The following is a 16,873-nucleotide window of genomic DNA, read 5'->3' on the forward strand; positions in this document are numbered from 1 at the left end:
CAATGGTCAGGCAGACAAATCCCAGATAAAAAAAGTTGTGTTTTCACGACCTTGCCATGCGTCGACGCGGAGCCATCCCACGATATTCAATGTAGGTCGGCTCAGATTTTCCAACGTATCCAGTATCGCATCGTTTTTGACATTGAACATAACAGCATTGATCTTGCGATTGCCTTCACCAGACAATGTCAGGCGTATTGATCGCTTGTTTGCTCCAATCCGGAAGAAACGATCCACCTTGACATCTGCTATTGCCAGAACAGGCTCTTCGTTGCCCTGCCCAAAAGGAGCAAGAACGCCAAGAGCTTTTGCCAGATCAGAAGTCGCGGCACTGGGAGGAATAATGGCGTCCACTGAAAGAAATGGTTTCTTGGGATAGGCTCTTACCGCCTCAAAACGCTCATTCAGGAAAGCATGAAATGCGGGCAGGTTTTCTTGGGCAAGAGTAAATCCACACGCCGCTGCATGACCGCCTGCCGCGATGAGAAGACCATGTTCCTTGGCGGCAATGACTGCAGCCCCCACATCAAAGCCGGGAATGGAGCGTCCTGATCCCTTGAGCTTCCCATGCTCGTCCTCGGAAGCGACAAAAGAGGGACGGTTGAATTCATCCTTGATGCGGCTTGCAACGATGCCGACGACACCAGCATGCCAGTCTTGGCTCGTGACGAGCAGGGCGGCATTGCCTGCATCGAACTGAAGGCGGGCCTGCTCCATCGCGGCATCCAGAATGTCTGCTTCCACATCCTGCCGCTTGCGATTGACGTCGTTCAGACGTTCAGCCATTTGGCGGGCCGAAAAATCATCTTCAGCAGCCAGTAGTCTGAAACCGAGATCCGATTCAGCAATCCGGCCGCCTGCGTTGATCCTTGGACCCAGCGCGAAACCGCATGAAAAAGCGTTGGGTTTCTCAACCACGCTCGCAATTTCCATCAGCGTGCGTAGCCCGACACGCTGACGCTTTCCCATCACGCGCAATCCCTGATGGACAAAAGCACGGTTAATGTCCTGCAAAGGCATGACGTCGCAGATGGTGGCAAGTGCAACCAGATCCAGACAGGCGAGCAGATCCGGCTCGGGCTGGTCTTCGGAAAAATAGCCGTTGCGACGCAAGGCGCGCGTTGTTGCAATCAGCGTGACAAACGTGAGAGCTGCTGCACAGAGATGGTTCAGGCCGGAAGCGCAGTCTGGCTGATTGGGATTGACCAGCGCATGAATGTCGGGCAGCGACAGTTCCGCTTTGTGATGATCAATGACAACGACATCAGCTTTTTGCTTCAGGCAGGCGAGTATGGAAGCGGCGGCTGTGCCGCAATCCAGGCAGACAACAAGGGAGGCCCCGCGCTCCACCAGTCCAAGAAGGGCTTGCTCGTTCGGGCCGTAGCCCTCCTTCATCCGGTCAGGGATGTGGGTATATACGACACAGCCAAACTGACGGAGATACTCTGTCAGCAGCGCTGAGGAGCAGGCGCCGTCGACATCATAGTCGCCCAGAATGCCAACGGTTTCGTGATTTAGAACAGCCTTCGCCAGACGTGCCGCAGCAACGTCCATATCTTTCAGGCAGGAGGGATCAGGAAGAAAAGTGCGTAGACGCGGTTCAATGAAAGCGGATGCTGTTTCCGCCTTCAGGCCACGCATCGCCATGATACGGGCAACGATTTCGGGAAGGCCGCAGGACTGCGCGATAGCGCTTCCCAACCGAAGAGTTGCTGGGTCATCGGCTCCTGACCGCCAGACCCAGCGATGTCCCAGAAGACTCTCTGTGACCCCTAAAACAGGTTCTGGAAGAGTGTTTTCCTTGGTCGTGTCAGGGAGTTTCTCTTCCAGAATCATCGTATGAGCCGTTCAAGAGCGCTCAGGAAACGCTCCAGGTTTTCGTATTGTAGTTGTGGTAGCCCTCAATAAAGCGAAGCGTGCCGGACTTTGAGCGCATCACGAGGGAGTGGGTCACCGAGCGGTGCGGCATACGCTTCACGCCTTTCAGCAGGAACCCGGTGGTGACGCCCGTCGCGGAGAAAAGCACATCGCCGGAAGCCAGATCATGCAGGCCGAGCTTGCGGTCCGGCTTTTTGTTGGGGTTCATCTTCTGGGCGCGCTCACGCTGCGCGTCGTCTTCAAACATCAGACGGGCCTGCATCTGGCCACCCATGCAACGAACAGCCGCCGCCGCCAGAACGCCTTCCGGCGCTCCGCCAGAGCCTGCGTAAATATCAACTGAAGAGGTCTCAAGACACGCAGCAATACCAGCCGCCACATCACCATCGGAGATCAGACGGACACGGGCTCCAGCCTCGCGGGTCTTGGCAATCAGCTCTTCATGGCGCTCACGCTCAAGCGCGCACAGCGTGATGTCACCGATATGGCGACCGCGAGCCTTTGCGAGGTTGCGAAGGTTCTCACCAATCGATGCGTCAAGATCAATCACGTCATCAGGCAGGCCAGCACCGACGATCAGCTTGTCCATGTAAACGTCTGGTGCGTGCAGGAAGTTGCCACGCTCGGCCAGCGCCACGACGGTGATCGCGTTCGGCATGTCCTTGGCGCAGAGATTGGTGCCTTCCAGCGGATCGACAGCGATGTCCATTGCCGGACCACCAGCGCCAACCTTCTCACCGATATAGAGCATCGGCGCTTCGTCCATCTCGCCTTCACCGATGACGACCGTGCCATCAATGGCGACCGTATCGAAAGCCTTGCGCATGGCTTCCACCGCTGCACCATCGGCATCGTTCTTCTTGCCGCGACCGGTCCAGCGAGCGGACGCGACAGCTGCGGCTTCCGTGACACGAACCAGCTCAAGGGCCAGATTTCGGTCCGAGACGACGTAGGAGGGGGTATTCGTTTCGGCCGACATATCTGTTGCTCCGGTCAGAAAAATGACGTGGCTTTAAGCCATGTTAATAATTGATGGTACCACCCGAAAAGGCTGAGGTCGAGATCAGAAGTTTTCGATGCGAATGAGCACAGGCTCCGCTGAGACTACATCCAGAGCAGCAATGCGCTGACGTGCGGCCTGCATTGCGCTTTCATCAGTCGGATGCGTGACCAGTACCAGCGGCACGTTCTGAGCCTGCTTTGCCGAAGGATGCTGGATCATGCTGCTGAGAGAAACGCCACAATCACGCAGGATGGCGGTGATGTCGGCAATGACACCAGCACGGTCAGCAACGCTGAGACGCAGATAGAATGCGCCGTGCCATTCAGATGCCGGGCGGCTCTGTGTGGCTTTCAGTGTAGCTACATCCGTACCCCAGACCGGGACGGTGTTGCCGCGTGCAACGTCGATGATATCGGCGGCAACAGCGCTCGCAGTCGGGCCAGCACCAGCGCCACGGCCTTCGACCATCAGACGACCGACAAAGGTGCCTTCAGCAATGACGGCGTTGAACACGCCATCAACCTGCGCAATCGGTGTTGCTTCCGGCACGAGGCAGGGCGCGACACGCGCTTCCACGCCCCGCTTGGACTGACGGGCCAGACCGAGCAATTTGATGCGATAGCCAAGCGTGCGGGCAAATGTCAGATCAAGCGCGCCGATGCAGCGGATGCCCTCAACATGAACGCTGTCGAACTCCACAGGCTGACCAAAGGCGAGGGAGGCAAGGATCGTCAGCTTGTGGGCTGCGTCGATTCCGTCAACGTCCGTGGAAGGATCGGCTTCCGCGTAGCCCAACTCCTGTGCCTCAGCGAGCACGTCGCTGAAGTCACGTCCGGTTTCCCGCATCGCGGTCAGGATGTAGTTACAGGTGCCGTTCAGGATGCCGCCGATGGAAAGCAGGCGGTCGGCAGCCAGACCTTCACGGACCGTCTTGATGGCAGGAATGCCGCCAGCCACAGCCGCTTCAAACAGCAGTGGCGCCTTGTTGGCAGCACTCAAGCGGGCGAGGCTGTCGCCGTGCACAGCCAGAAGCGCCTTGTTCGCCGTCACTACGGCCTTGCCCCCCTGCAGGGCAGCTTCTACCAGTGAGCGAGCCGTGCCTTCGGAACCACCGATCAGTTCGACAACGACATCGACATTCGGATCAGAGGCGAGATCGACGGCATTGCTGTGCCATGTGAGGGCGCTCAGATCGATACCGCGATCACGCGTCTTGTCACGGGCAGCGACAGCCGTGATTTCAATCGGGCGACCGGCCCGCTTCGTAATGATATCCGCGTTGTCACGCAGGAGAATGGCAAGACCGGCACCTACTGTGCCGAGACCCGCAACACCAAGGCGGAGCGGGGTTTTGAAAGCGACGTCTCCTTTAGACGAACTCACGACGCGGTATCCTCCAGAGCAGACTGTTTCTGTTGTGGGCCCTGTTGGCTGGGCCCATTAATGCCATTGGCGTTCAGGAAGCCCTTGATGGCGCGGGTTGCCTGACGCAGACGCTGGGTATTTTCCACCAGACCGATACGCACGAACCCTTCGCCATGCTCACCGAAGCCGAGACCCGGCGCGACGGCCACGCCAGCTTCCTGCAGGAGCAGCTTGGAGAACGCGACGCTTCCCATATCCCGGAATTTCTCAGGGATCGGCGCCCATGCAAACATCGAGCCTTCCGGCTTGGGAACATCCCAACCGGCGGCGTGCAGGCCACGCAGCAGCACGTCGCGACGATCCTTGTAGAGCTGGCGAATTTCCGCCACGCAATCCTGTGGACCGCTGAGTGCTGCGACCGCCGCAACCTGAATCGGTGTGAACGCACCGTAATCGAGATAGGACTTGATCCGTGCCAGCGCTTCGATCAGGCGCGGATTGCCTGCGGCAAAACCCATACGCCAGCCCGCCATCGAATAGGTCTTCGACAGTGAAGTGAATTCGACGGCGATATCTTTCGCGCCTTCGACCGCCAGAATGGAGGGCGGCACGAGGTCACCGAAATAGATCTCGGCGTAGGCCAGATCGGACAGGATGAAGATTTCTTCCCGACGGCAGAATTTGACGATTTCCTTGTAGAAATCGAGGTCCGCCAGATACGCCGTCGGGTTGGATGGGAAGTTGACGATCAGCGCGGTCGGCTTCGGCACCGAATGACGCACGGCACGCTCAAGGGCGCGCAGCATCTCGTCATCGGGATAGGCCGGGATCGAGCGTACGGATGCGCCCGCGATGATGAAACCAAACTGATGGATCGGGTAGGACGGGTTCGGAACCAGAATGGTGTCGCCTGGGCTTGTGATGGCTGACGCCAGATTGGCCAGACCTTCCTTGGAGCCCAGTGTCGCGATGACTTCCGTATCCGGATCAAGCTTCACGTTGAAACGGCGGTCATAATAGCCAGCCAGAGCCTTGCGCAGGCCGGGAATGCCACGGCTGACCGAATATCCGTGACTACGTGGGTCCGCGACGGTCTCCACAAGCTTCTTCACGATATGCGAGGGAGTCGGGCTGTCCGGATTTCCCATGCCGAGGTCAATGATATCCTCGCCCCGCGCTCGGGCTGCGGCCTTGGCTTTGTTGACCTCCGCGAAAACGTAGGGAGGAAGGCGACGGATACGATGGAACTCTTCGGTCATGACCGGACTGTCCTGAGTGGCTCTTACGGCTCTTGCTGCCAGAATGGCGGGGAAAAAGGTATAGGAAGGGATGAGAGTGGTGGCAAGGCTGACGCTTTTGGAAGGTCAGCGCTCATTCCCGATCTGACGCGGTAATCTTGAAAATCGGTATACTCACGACGATCGTCGGGCGGGATCCTTCTTGCCGGAAAGGACGAGTGGTTCGGAGTGTCCCGGCAGTCAGTCTGGTGTTCATCACACGAACAGTTGAAATTCTCGAAACCGGTAAGCTTGTCGCGCTTTCATCAGTAGACGGGTGTCTGCCCGCCATTACTGTGTGAATACGGTTGTTTCGTTCGGGCCTCTCATGCTCTGGATGAGAACAAGAAAAATAATAAGAACCGGTGACAAGTCATGCCTGAGCAAAACGTCATTGAGGCGCATCCGCCTCAGGACTCCCGCCTGAATCAGATATTCAGCAAAGTCACACTGCGACTGATTCCCTATATCTTCGTCTGTTATCTCTTCAACTATCTCGACCGCGTGAATGTCGGCTTCGCCAAGCTGAGCATGCTGGACAGCCTCCACATGAGTGAAACGGCCTACGGGCTTGGGGCAGGGATTTTCTTTCTCGGCTACATTGCCTGCGGCATTCCTAGCAATCTCATGCTGGCGAAAATCGGTGCCCGACGCTGGCTGGCGCTGATCATGATCGTGTGGGGCTGGCTTTCCACCAGTCTGATGTTTGTTGAAACGACGACTGGGTTTTACATCCTGCGTTTCCTGACTGGTGCTGCGGAAGCCGGATTTTTCCCCGGCATGGTACTCTATCTCACTCAGTGGTTTCCCGCACAGCGACAGGGCAGGGCGCTCACCCTTTTCATGGCGGCTATCCCGCTTTCCGGTGTGCTGGGAAGTCCGCTTTCAGGCCTCATCATGAACTGGTTCAGTGGCAGGAATCACGGATTTGAAGCCTGGCAGTGGCTCTTTTTGCTGGAAGGACTGCCGACAGTGCTGCTCGGTGTCGGCATGTTTCTGTTCCTGCGTGATTCCGCTGATGAAGTTGCGTGGCTGGATGCACAGGAAAAGAAACTGCTGTCAGAGACGCTGACTCGGGATCGACAAAATCGCCCCAGACAGGTCTCTGCGAGATTTTCCGAAGTAGTGCGTAGTCCGGCCATATGGATGCTGGGCCTGCTGTATTTCTGTATTCAGAGCAGCGTCTATGCGATCAATTTCTGGCTGCCGACCATCATCAGGAACATCGGTTTTCACGATGTAGGCGTCATTGGCTGGGTGAGCGCCATTCCCTATCTGGGGGCCTGTTTTTTCATGATTGCGGCGGGCCGCTCATCAGACCAACGACGTGAGCGGCGCTGGCATCTCGCCATTCCGCTTCTGATGGCAGCTTTTGGGCTCGCCTGTTCCGCCGCTTTTCACGATAACGCACTGCTCTCGGTTGCGGGCTTGACCATCGCCACGGCAGGGGCTCTGAGTGGTCTGCCTCTTTTCTGGCCGTTGAGTAATGGTTTTCTGAGCGCCGAGGCTGCCGCCGGTGGTGTGGCGCTGATCAATTCACTGGGGCAGTTGGCCGGGTTCCTCAGTCCATATTTTGTGGGCTGGATCAAGGATGCAACGGGTAGAACCGATATGGCTCTCTATGGCCTAGTTGCTTTGGCGCTGCTGGGAGTGATGATCGTTCTGAGGATCCCAGCAGAGCGTGTCAGTCGCTGAAAGCTGAGCTTTATCTGTCGTTTTTTTCAACTGACAGCGCCGTCAACAGGGATAGAACCTCTTTGAGGTCAGCTTCACTGAGACCGGTTTTCTTTGTCAGAGGTCTAGCCTGTGCGAGGGAGGAAAGAGCGGATCTTTCCTCTGCTCTCAATGACAGGCTGGCATCGTTATATTCCAGCCACCAGACATTGGCGGCGCCCGCAAGTCGCCTGAGCATGAAAAGGATGTCGCCACACGTTCTGAGATAGTCAGAACGGCGCAACCCTTCCAGACGCGTCTGCTGATACAGAACCTCGGCTTTGGTCGAGAACGTACCGGCCTCACGTCGGGCATGCTCGATTTCATTCCATGACGCCTTGTCTTCTCTTGCCGCCAGCATGGCGTAACGAAGATTGGCCGAGACGGCTGCCATGATCTGTTGCGCCAGAGAAGGCGCTTTCGCTCCCGGCCAGAGCAGGACACATGCCGCCAGCCCCACCAGACTGCCTATGGTGTTGTTGGCGGCTCGGGAAAGCGCGACGTCCCAGCCGTGTGTTGTGCTGACAAGATCGGTGACCAGCACGAAAAGCTGCGTCATGAACATGACGCACAGCGTGTAGTTCACGCCCCTTAGCGCAATGGTCACGGCGGCCAGAGGAAAGATGAGCAGAAGGATCACCGGCATGGGCAGGGTGACGCCCATGACAGCCGCAAGCAGACCGCCTGCCACACTGCCTGCCACACGCTCCAGCGCGCGGGGCAAAGTCACGTTCACGCTGGGCTGGATGACCACGACCACCGCCATCATCGCCCAGTAAGCGTAGGGCAGGTCGAGCCAGAGAGCGATCGCGTAGGCAATCAGCACCGCGACAGAAAGACGTGCTGCGTGCCTTACAAAGATGGCGGTAGGCCAGCTCTGCCCTTTGGACTGAGACGGACTAGTGGTGATCTGTTCATCCTCGGCTGGCGTTCGCCAGGTCTGCTGAAGATCCGTGAGAGCGTCCGCGCACAGATGAGCGCAACGGGCAAACAGATCGCCATCGCGTGGTCCCGCGGTGCGCAGGAAACGGATCTGTCGGGTCAGACACTCAGGCCGGGGTTGCGGGCTGGCAATTTCGCGTGCCGCACGTCTCAGGGTCGCAGCAATTAATCCGGCTGTCCGGCGAGCGATCGGGGGAAGAGGGGCCGTAAAAGCGGCATGCTCGAAGCCCATGGCCGCGACGAAAATCCGGTCACCCGCTTCCACGGTGCGCAGGAGCGTTCCGTGAGTGCGGCTGTTCAGAACGTCAGCCGAGAGCATCTCCACGCGTTTGCGGGCCTGTTCGATCCGGTTGCGGATATCGCGTCTGTAGGAGCTGATCTCATGATAGAGCGCGTCATGATCAAGCGCGTTACGCTCGGAAAGCAGCAGAAGCCGACTGATCATATTCGCCTGCTCGCGAAAAATCGCGGCACAGGCCTGTCTTTGCGGCACATAAGGATCGACGGGCCAGGCAAAGATGCAGATCAACGCGGCCCACACAGAGCCACCAACAAACATGCCTGCGAGATGCACGCCTCCCAGCGGTGTCTGCGGATAACAGACGGCGACCACGGCAACGATAGCGGCGAGCACACTGATCTGCGTAGCGACCGGTCCACGCTGACGCGCCAGTCCACAGATGAAAATGCAGATGCCCAGAGCAAGGAAGACCGGCATCAGACCATAGCCTGAAGCGACGGAAAGCAGGCCTGTGATCAGTGTGCCTGAAGAGCCGAATTTCAGCAGGGTCGCAAGCCTGAGACGTATCAGACCACCGGGATCAACAAGGCAGGTCCAGAAGGCGGCGAATGCCGACCAGGCCATGAGCGGCGCATCCAGATACCACGCCAGCAGCATCACCGACCCGACGGCGACGCCAGCCCGGAGACCTTCTCGCACACCGATCTGTTCCGGCGTGATGCTGATGGCGCGTACACCCAGCCAGTGCGTTATGGCGGGAGGCATCATGCCTCCTGCCAGTTGCATGGTGAAACGGTTGAAGCGTCGGGGAAGGGGAAGGGCAGTGGTTTTCATCGGACCGAACGCAATATAAAAAAGTGAACTGTCACGATAGTGTGAGGCTGCAACAAACGCGAGAATTATGTCGCGGAAAGAATGGCGAGAGCCGCCTCGCATGGCGACGTCACGGAAACACACGCTGCGTTGACCCGTCCCGGTCTTTCGTATTTAGCGCAAACCCTGCGGCACGTTCTCCGCATCCATGTCATGAAAAGATACCGACTTGTTTCAAGGGCTTTCTTCAGATTTTCCCCGATCCATTCCGGCGTAGCCTCTCTACAATCGATAAATGTGGAGCACCCGGTAGCAGAAAAAACAACTGCTACCTCCGCTTGTCCATTGAAAGGACCGCCACATCATTTCCGCGTACGAAGCAGATGAGCGCGTGCCTGTCACGCCTTCTCCTTCTTCCACGGAAGTGGAAGCAATTCGGGCGGCGTGTTGATCTTCTGCCGCCCCGGCGCTTCGCAGCGTGAAAGCGCCACTCGCACCGCGTAGCCCAGTTCCTCGTCCGAGACAGACAGAGGAACAGTCATATGCTTGTCAGCGTGTTTCCTGTCTTCGGGCCATGCACGATGAGTGCCGGTCAACCGTTTGCTCGCTCGCAGAGTGACGAAGTCATCGACAAGATAATGCCAAGACGAAAAGACCAGATCGCATCTCCGTCCGGCCTGATCCATATCCTTGTAACCGTAGCTCCGGGCAATATCGTCCCAGAAGGCCAGACGCCTGCGATTGGAGACTTCTTTCATGACCACAACGGCCTCACGATCAAGGATGATTCCCGGCTTGTTGAAATATTCGCTGCTGAGCAAGGCCTTGCGAAAGTTCTCCCCGATCCATTTATCCGTCGCGTCGTTTGGCGCATGGGCGCACCAGCCCGTCCGGGAGAAGTATTGCCCCTTCCAGACTTCCATCGATTCAATGGAAATATACTTCGGTGACAGAATGATGGCTGAGCTTTTGTAATGAAGCCATCGAAGCCGCTCGGGTGTGAGATAGGTCTGGCTCATGAGATGGCGTCGATTTCAAAGGTGAGGGGTTTGCGCGCGCTCTTTTCATCAGCCGCTATTTTTGTAGCAGCTCCGTAATAAGCCTCGCAAATCCATGACTTGGTGGCAACAGGGCTGCGAAAGCGCGTCGTTCACTCTTCTTGCTTATCCTCTGATTGTCACAAACACGATCAGAGATCGGTGGTGAACGAGAACTTGAAGGTTCTCGGCAGACCTTCAAGCAGATAGCCATTGAAAGCAGAGGACCAGAAGCGCGTGTTGGCAAGATTATCCACGCCGAACCGCAAGGTCAGCGGCTTGCCGTAAGCGGCGAACGTATATCGTGCGGCAAGATCGAAGCGAGTCCAGACGGGCAGGTGGGCCGTGTTCTCCACATTGACCATCTGCTTTCCGGTATTGACCACGCGCCCGATAACTGTCGCGCCCTTCAGGAACGGCAGGTCATACTCAAGGTTGCCGTTGATCGTATAATTCGGGATGCCGATGGCGGTATGACCGTTATTGGTGCCGCCAGCCGTACGTTTCAGATCGGCGTCGATCAGCGTCAGGCCCCCGTTGAAACGCAGTCCCTTGATGATTTCACCATTGACGGTGAGTTCCATGCCCCGGTTTCGCTGCAAGCCGTCTTCACGGAAGATAAGTTCACCCGTGTTGCCATAAGGCTCCGTGTAGGAGTTCGGCTGGGAGATCTGATAAAATGCCAGCCCGACATTGAACCGTCCAATGTCATATTTCGCACCAACTTCGTACTGGACGCTCTGATAGGGCGCGAAGATCTGTCCCAGATTGACGACATTCGCGCCTGTCGCCCTTTGCCCTTCGGAGAGACCTTCGATCCGGTTGAAATAAATTGCTGTCTGACGCGTCGGGTGAATGACAAGACCGACAACAGGTGTAAACGCGCCCTTGTTGTATCCGTCCTGAAGAGAACCGTTTGTTGAATAATTGTAGCTGTTATCGAGAATATTCTGATACCGGAAACCGGCTGTCAGGGCGATCCGATCGTGCCAGAACGTCATCGTGTCGGAAAGATACAGGCTATACAGTTTGGTCCAGTTTGAACGGGTAGGGTCTTTCAGATTGCCACCCGCAAGGTTCTGCTCAGGAGCCGCGAGCTGGGGCGTGTTGTAGAGATTGCTGTTTAGTGGCGCGGCGTTGTTATAATACATTGAGTAGGCGGTGCGGGTTTCTTCCCATAAGGCAGAACCGCCAGCGTTGATTTCATGATGAATGGGCCCGGTATCCACATGGGCCCTGACACCTGCGCGCGTGCTTTCGTTGTTCTGCTGATAGGGCACATACATGGCCCCGGCGGTGCCAGCACCGGTAGCCGCATTGCTTACCGTGAAGGTGGAATAATTTCCCTTCTCGTCGCTGCCCAGTGCTCCGAAAGCGCCATAAACGGTAATATGTTTCCCGAAGTCATGCTCGATATTTAGCGTGCCGAACAGATAGTTCAGGTCAGCGTAGGTCCAGCGCTGACCGAAATTGTGAGAGGGGGCCACCGGGCGGGGAACAGAGGTCACTCCGGAGCCGAGAAAAACACCGCCGCGGCCATCCTGAACATTCTGGTTCTGATAGGCCATGTTGAGATCAATACGCGTGTTGTCGTCGTGCCAGTCGAATGTGCCGCCAACGACCGCATCATGCCGCCGCTCATGGTCGATGGAAGTCTGGCCATCCATGCCTGCCGCGTTCAGACGGAACCCGAACGCCTTGTCCTGACCAAAGCGACGACCAAAATCGATAGCGCCGCCACCCTGCCCGTTGCTGGTGTAATCGCCTGTCACACGATTGAGGTCGGTGTTTTCAGCGTGCTTGAACATCAGGTTGATGTTGCCGCCAATGGATGAGCCGCTGGGCGCCGCACCGTTGAGGAACGCACTGGCGCCGTTCAGCACCTGAACCTGATCATAAAGCTGAGGCGAAACAAGCTGCCGGGGAACGACACCATAAAGTCCGTTGATCGAAATATCGTCACCATTCACGGGAAAACCACGAATGACGAACATTTCCGAGAAGTTGCCATATCCCATGGTCGTGCGGACGGAAGGGTCGTTCTCCAGAACCTGTCCGAGCGTCTGGGACTGCTGATTGAGGATCAGGCTGGAATTGTAACTGCGGATATTGAACGGGACATCGAGACCCTTCTTTGTCCCAAGTGCGCCAAGCTGACCGCCGCTGGTCACTTCCATGCGATTGCGTCGTGCTGCACGGATGACAATGTTTTCGGTTTTGTCGGCTTCAACAGATGGTTTCGGACTGGCCGCCCCAGCAAGAGGCTTTCCCGTTTGGGCCTTTGTCGCAGGCTCTGCCGCGAGACTGAGCGGAATAAAACTGCATGAGGCTAACAGCAGGGATAGCAAGCGGGATGCGGACTTTGCAGCCATAAGATGAAGCGTCCTGATGTACGGAAAACGGCTCCTTCGGGCGCATCGACCCGGGAATGGGTGTGCTGTTAATGATAATATGTCTCAATTGCAAGAGCGCGCTAGGAATGCTTCATACCCAGTTGGGAGGGGTGTTGGCTGAGTGTGCAGGGCGCAGGTTGTTGACTGGCGGGTCTGCTTGCCCGATGCGCCAGAGAGACACCAATCGTCCGTTTACCAACGCTCTTTCAGCAAACAGACAATTGCATAGAAACAGGCGTTACAGATTTTTTCTGTAGAAAACTTTCAATTTTTCAATCGCCTGACGGGTGTATTCTGGCTGGCCGCAATGCGTCGCGCCGGGAACGACGAAGATATTCTTCTTGTCTGATCGGGCCTTATCGAACAGTTCGAAATAGCCACGATAGAAACTGAAGATACCGGGCTGTCCGCAGTCGCATCCTGCGTGGAGGCATCGAAAGCAGACCGCTATCTGCAAATCCTCCGCACAATATCCTCGATCTCATGGCGATCCAGCGGGGCCTGATCCACGGAGCCGTGAATACCCATTCCTTCGACCAGCGCATCCAAGGTACGGCTGGTCAGTGGATCAAAGAAACGACCGAGGGCTTCCCGGCTGGACTGCATCCACTCCCGCATGATAGCAGCCAGCTCCGGCTTGCGGGCGGCGAACGCGTAGAGTTCGTAACTCAGCAGCAGAGTGCGTGGTGTCGACCAGATATTTCCGGCGATGATGTCAACGATCGCCTCGATTGCTTCTTCCCGATCCTGAGCCTGCGCCAGTCGCGCGACAAATTCCGATGAACTGGCGTGAGCAACCTGCTCGAACGCCATACGCAGCAGATCGTCCATGCCGTCAAAATGATAGGTCATGGAACCAAGAGGCACCCCGGCCGCTGTGGCTACACGACGATGCGTGGTGCCCTGCACGCCGTGCTCCACAATGACATCCAGCGCTGCGTTGATGATGCGCTGCTTGCGGTCAGGATCAAAGCGACGGGTTGGGGGCTGGTTGCTGGACATGGGGGAAGAGGTTAGCCTTGCGCGATGTGTACGGATGTACATAAAAGAAATCATAACCGCAGGGGAGTGTTAGCAGTGAGCGACAAAGGCGAAAAGAACATCCACTCCGGGATGACGAGGCGCACGGTCATCGCCACGGGTGTTGCGGCTGGAGGCATCGCTCTGGTCGGACAGGCGCATGCTGACGCCCCCAATTCCTGGCAGAACGGTGTCTGGCTCAACAAGCCTCGCCAGAGTTCTCTCACGGCTGACGCTCTGGAAGTAACGACTGACAAGGGCACCGATTTCTGGCGCGAAACTTGGTATGGTTTCACCCGTGACAGCGGCCATTTCTATGGCGTCCATGCGCCATCACGCTTTACCGCACAGCTCCGTATCCGCGCCGCCTATGAAAAGCTCTACGATCAGGCCGGTCTCATGGTCCGCATCGACGAGAAACGCTGGGTCAAGGCGGGGATCGAACTCTCCGACGGACGCGCCATGCTCAGCAGTGTTCTGACAGATGGCCTCTCGGACTGGGCAACAGCGCCTTATGAGGGTGAGCCGAAAGATTTCTGGATGCGTGCAACCGTGGCCGACGGCGTATTGCGGCTACAGGTCTCAGCCGACGGCAAGATCTGGCCGCTCGTGCGTCTTGCGCCTTTTCCAAAGGCAGAGTCCTATCTGGTCGGCCCCATGTGCTGCACACCGGAGCGGGAAGGGCTCAAGGTAAAGTTTTCGGACTGGCGGCTGACGCCTCCGCTCGGCAAAGCCCTGCATGATCTGACCTGATGGCGATACGCAGCGAAAAGCAGAAGATGCTGGCAGGCGAGCTGTACAGCGCCGCTGATCCGGAATTGCAGCAGGATATGGCGGACTGTGCGGCATGGCTTGCCCGCTATAACGCACAGAACGGATCTCTGGCCGAACGTCTTGGCGCGGTGGGCACTGACGTGACCATCCGCCCGCCTTTTTACTGCGATTACGGCTACAATATCTTTTTAGGCGACAACGTCTTTCTAAATTTCAACTGCGTCGTGCTCGATGTGGTTGAAGTCAGAATTGGTCACGGCACACAGATCGGACCCGGTGTGCAGATCTTCGCAGCCGATCATCCGCGTGATCCCGCCGTGCGCCGCAAGCTGCTGGAATTCGGTCGTCCCGTGATAATTGGCGAGAATGTCTGGATCGGTGGGGGCGCTATCATCCTGCCCGGCATCACCATCGGCGACGACGCCATTATTGGCGCAGGCAGCGTCGTCACACGGGACGTGGCGGCTGGCGTGACAGTCGCAGGCAATCCGGCGCGCCCCTTACGCCGGTGAACCAGATGGTTCTTTCCTGCGCCACGCCAGAAGACACACAATTTGCAGGCACACAGCCCCAAGCGGCAGCCAGATAAACCCGACCGTCACCCACGATGACAGTTCGCGGGGCTGCGTGGCTCCATCCGCCACGTAATGTCCCCATGACAGAAACTGCGCCAGCACAAATCCGGTTATGCCCATTGCCAGTTTCGTGACCCATGTGTTGATCGAATACGCCAGCCCCGCCGAGCCTGTGGAGGTGAGGGGATCACCATCATCAACAGCTTCGGCCAGCAGAGTGTAATAGAGCGGCGACATCGTGCCTTGCGCCAGAGCCAGAAGGGCCGCGGACAGGACAAATCCTGTCATCGATGCGCCCGCCATAGCCATTATGAGATAGGCGGCGATCTGGGCAACGAGACACACAATCCCTGCACGCACTGCTCCCAAACGTTTGGCGAGCGGAACACAGGCGGGCACACCCGCAAACAGCAGAATGGTGATGCCGGTAATGATATTCGCGCCCGTCTGCTCCGATCCCCCAAGAATGGCACGGGCATAATACAGGGCAAATCCGAAAAGCGCTGCCTGTCCTACGAAATAGAAAAACGCGAGAAGATTGCTCAACACCCAGGCGCGGTTCTTGCAGAGATGACGCAATGTGATCGCAAGGTTCTGTCGAACAGGTGCAGGGGGATGTCGAACAGTGCAGCCTCGCGCCACGCAAAACCACAAAATGCTGCCCAGCACTGACAGGATCAGAACATAGAGCGCCATTCCATAACGATGCTGCGCCGGGCTTTCACCTCCGCCAAGCCAGCTAATGGCGGGAATGGTGGCGAGCGCTACAAACAGCGATCCGGCCTGACACCCCATCATGCGAAATGCATTGAGGCTGGTTCGGTCAGTTTCGGAACGGCTGATCATGACAGCCAGCGCACCATAGGGCGTGTTGATGCAGGAGTAGATCGCCCCAAACACGATATAGGTCAGTCCCGCCCACAGAACTTTACCTGTGGGCGAAAGCGGCAGGGCCAGAAAGCAGAAAAAGCCGGTTATGCCAAAAGGAATGGCAAGGATCTGGATCAGACGCAGCACAATCCTCCCGCCCATGCGGTCGACAAAATAACCGATGGCCGGGTCGCAGAAGGCATCAACAATACGGGCGACCAGAAGGATCCACGAGACGGCGACAAGCGGGAGACCGTAAATATCCGTGTAATAATACATCAGATAGGATGAGGTCATGCCCCACATCATATTGGATGAGACGTCCCCACAGCCGTAGGCCATCTTTTCTTTCAGAGAAAGCGCCGGTTGTGGCAGCATGTTTTCGTTTCCCTGACAGTGCTGAGTAGATCAGACGCTATCATGGGTCAGGGAAGTGGCAAAAGCTTTAAAGGATGCAGGGTTTTGAAAAGAGAGAAGCAACCTGTTTGCCGCTATTTTCCCGCTGTTTCCCATTTCAGGCTTAGGAACGTCATTGTCACGATTGCAAGCGCATGGAGTTCAAGATCAATGAAAGCGAAGTAGATGGCCAAGCAGGAAACCGCCGAAAGAACTGGAACGAGACTTATCAAGCGCAGGCGTATATAGCAGCTTGAGACATTCGGTCGCATAAAACAATGACTGTTGCGAGGACGGCATTTCGGAGAGGGCTTCTCCGTCGGGACAGGAGGGTGACAATGCACCAGATCATTGTTCCCCATAACCAAGAGCCGCCCCATTTTGTGATGAAATTAGGGGAGACCGAGCGGAACCTTCCGCAAGATTATGCCAGTTGCGATAATGAGGAGCAGTATTAGTAGAATATGTGACTGCGTGGGGCTTGTGGCATTAGTAAATTCGATAGTGGAGCGGTGCAGTAAGCTCAATGAATAAAGCAGAAAAGTCCGTTCCGGCGCAGAGCTCAAAATAATGGAC

The 16,873-nt window shown here is 56.9% G+C and carries 13 protein-coding genes; 4 read left to right on the forward strand and 9 right to left on the reverse strand.

The features are described from left to right. Window positions 1–6 precede the first annotated feature (6 nt). The 4 genes from recJ to B3759_RS03305 form a co-directional block, all read right to left on the reverse strand. Window positions 7–1,836, reverse strand: a complete 1,830-nt coding sequence (gene recJ, locus B3759_RS03290) for a single-stranded-DNA-specific exonuclease RecJ (protein WP_291363598.1) — start codon at window positions 1,834–1,836, stop codon at window positions 7–9. A 22-nt stretch (window positions 1,837–1,858) separates the two neighbouring features. Next, a complete protein-coding gene (gene glpX / locus B3759_RS03295) occupies window positions 1,859–2,857 on the reverse strand; it encodes a class II fructose-bisphosphatase (protein ID WP_291363600.1) in 999 nt (332 codons plus the stop codon). An 84-nt stretch (window positions 2,858–2,941) separates the two neighbouring features. Beyond that, a complete protein-coding gene (locus B3759_RS03300) occupies window positions 2,942–4,264 on the reverse strand; it encodes a homoserine dehydrogenase (protein WP_291363601.1) in 1,323 nt (440 codons plus the stop codon). After that, on the reverse strand, window positions 4,261–5,505 hold the full coding sequence (locus tag B3759_RS03305; protein WP_018308539.1) for an LL-diaminopimelate aminotransferase: 1,245 nt from the start codon (window positions 5,503–5,505) through the stop codon (window positions 4,261–4,263). The genes B3759_RS03300 and B3759_RS03305 overlap by 4 nt, the downstream gene beginning before the upstream one ends. 197 nt (window positions 5,506–5,702) lie before the next feature. Here B3759_RS03305 and B3759_RS03310 point away from each other — a divergent pair, with 197 nt between their 5' ends. After that, on the forward strand, window positions 5,703–5,825 hold the full coding sequence (locus tag B3759_RS03310) for a hypothetical protein (protein ID WP_291363604.1): 123 nt from the start codon (window positions 5,703–5,705) through the stop codon (window positions 5,823–5,825). A 73-nt stretch (window positions 5,826–5,898) separates the two neighbouring features. Continuing rightward, the gene (locus B3759_RS03315) at window positions 5,899–7,218 is read left to right on the forward strand and encodes an MFS transporter (protein WP_291363606.1); all 1,320 of its coding nucleotides are present in this window, start codon (window positions 5,899–5,901) and stop codon (window positions 7,216–7,218) included. Between the two features lie 10 nt (window positions 7,219–7,228). On the opposite strand, the gene B3759_RS03320 is transcribed toward B3759_RS03315, so the two are convergent. The 4 genes from B3759_RS03320 to B3759_RS03335 all read right to left on the reverse strand — a co-directional run bounded on the left by B3759_RS03320 (window position 7,229) and on the right by B3759_RS03335 (window position 13,664). Further along, window positions 7,229–9,253, reverse strand: coding sequence for an FUSC family protein (locus tag B3759_RS03320; protein ID WP_291363608.1), 2,025 nt, complete (start codon window positions 9,251–9,253; stop codon window positions 7,229–7,231). 377 nt (window positions 9,254–9,630) lie between these two features. Further along, the gene (locus B3759_RS03325; RefSeq protein WP_291363610.1) at window positions 9,631–10,251 is read right to left on the reverse strand and encodes a contact-dependent growth inhibition system immunity protein; all 621 of its coding nucleotides are present in this window, start codon (window positions 10,249–10,251) and stop codon (window positions 9,631–9,633) included. 170 nt (window positions 10,252–10,421) lie between these two features. Continuing rightward, entirely contained in the window at window positions 10,422–12,641 is a 2,220-nt protein-coding gene (locus tag B3759_RS03330; RefSeq protein ID WP_291363612.1) for a TonB-dependent receptor, read from the reverse strand. Window positions 12,642–13,109: 468 nt separating this feature from the next. After that, a complete protein-coding gene (locus tag B3759_RS03335) occupies window positions 13,110–13,664 on the reverse strand; it encodes a TetR/AcrR family transcriptional regulator (protein WP_291363614.1) in 555 nt (184 codons plus the stop codon). Between the two features lie 66 nt (window positions 13,665–13,730). Here B3759_RS03335 and B3759_RS03340 point away from each other — a divergent pair, with 66 nt between their 5' ends. Together B3759_RS03340 and B3759_RS03345 are read left to right on the forward strand one after the other, a co-directional pair. Further along, window positions 13,731–14,435 carry a DUF1349 domain-containing protein gene (locus tag B3759_RS03340; protein ID WP_349679286.1) on the forward strand — a complete coding sequence of 235 codons (705 nt, stop codon included), beginning with the start codon at window positions 13,731–13,733 and terminating at the stop codon, window positions 14,433–14,435. After that, window positions 14,435–14,968, forward strand: a complete 534-nt coding sequence (locus B3759_RS03345) for a sugar O-acetyltransferase (RefSeq protein ID WP_413788516.1) — start codon at window positions 14,435–14,437, stop codon at window positions 14,966–14,968. Before B3759_RS03340 ends, B3759_RS03345 begins: the two co-directional genes overlap by 1 nt. Here the strand turns inward: B3759_RS03345 and B3759_RS03350 are convergent. Beyond that, on the reverse strand, window positions 14,957–16,279 hold the full coding sequence (locus tag B3759_RS03350; RefSeq protein WP_291363618.1) for an MFS transporter: 1,323 nt from the start codon (window positions 16,277–16,279) through the stop codon (window positions 14,957–14,959). The two genes, B3759_RS03345 and B3759_RS03350, sit on opposite strands and share 12 nt — an antisense overlap. Window positions 16,280–16,873 lie beyond the last annotated feature (594 nt).

Source organism: Acetobacter sp. UBA5411, from assembly GCF_002409645.1.
In the GTDB taxonomy this organism is placed as follows: Bacteria; Pseudomonadota; Alphaproteobacteria; order Acetobacterales; family Acetobacteraceae; genus Acetobacter.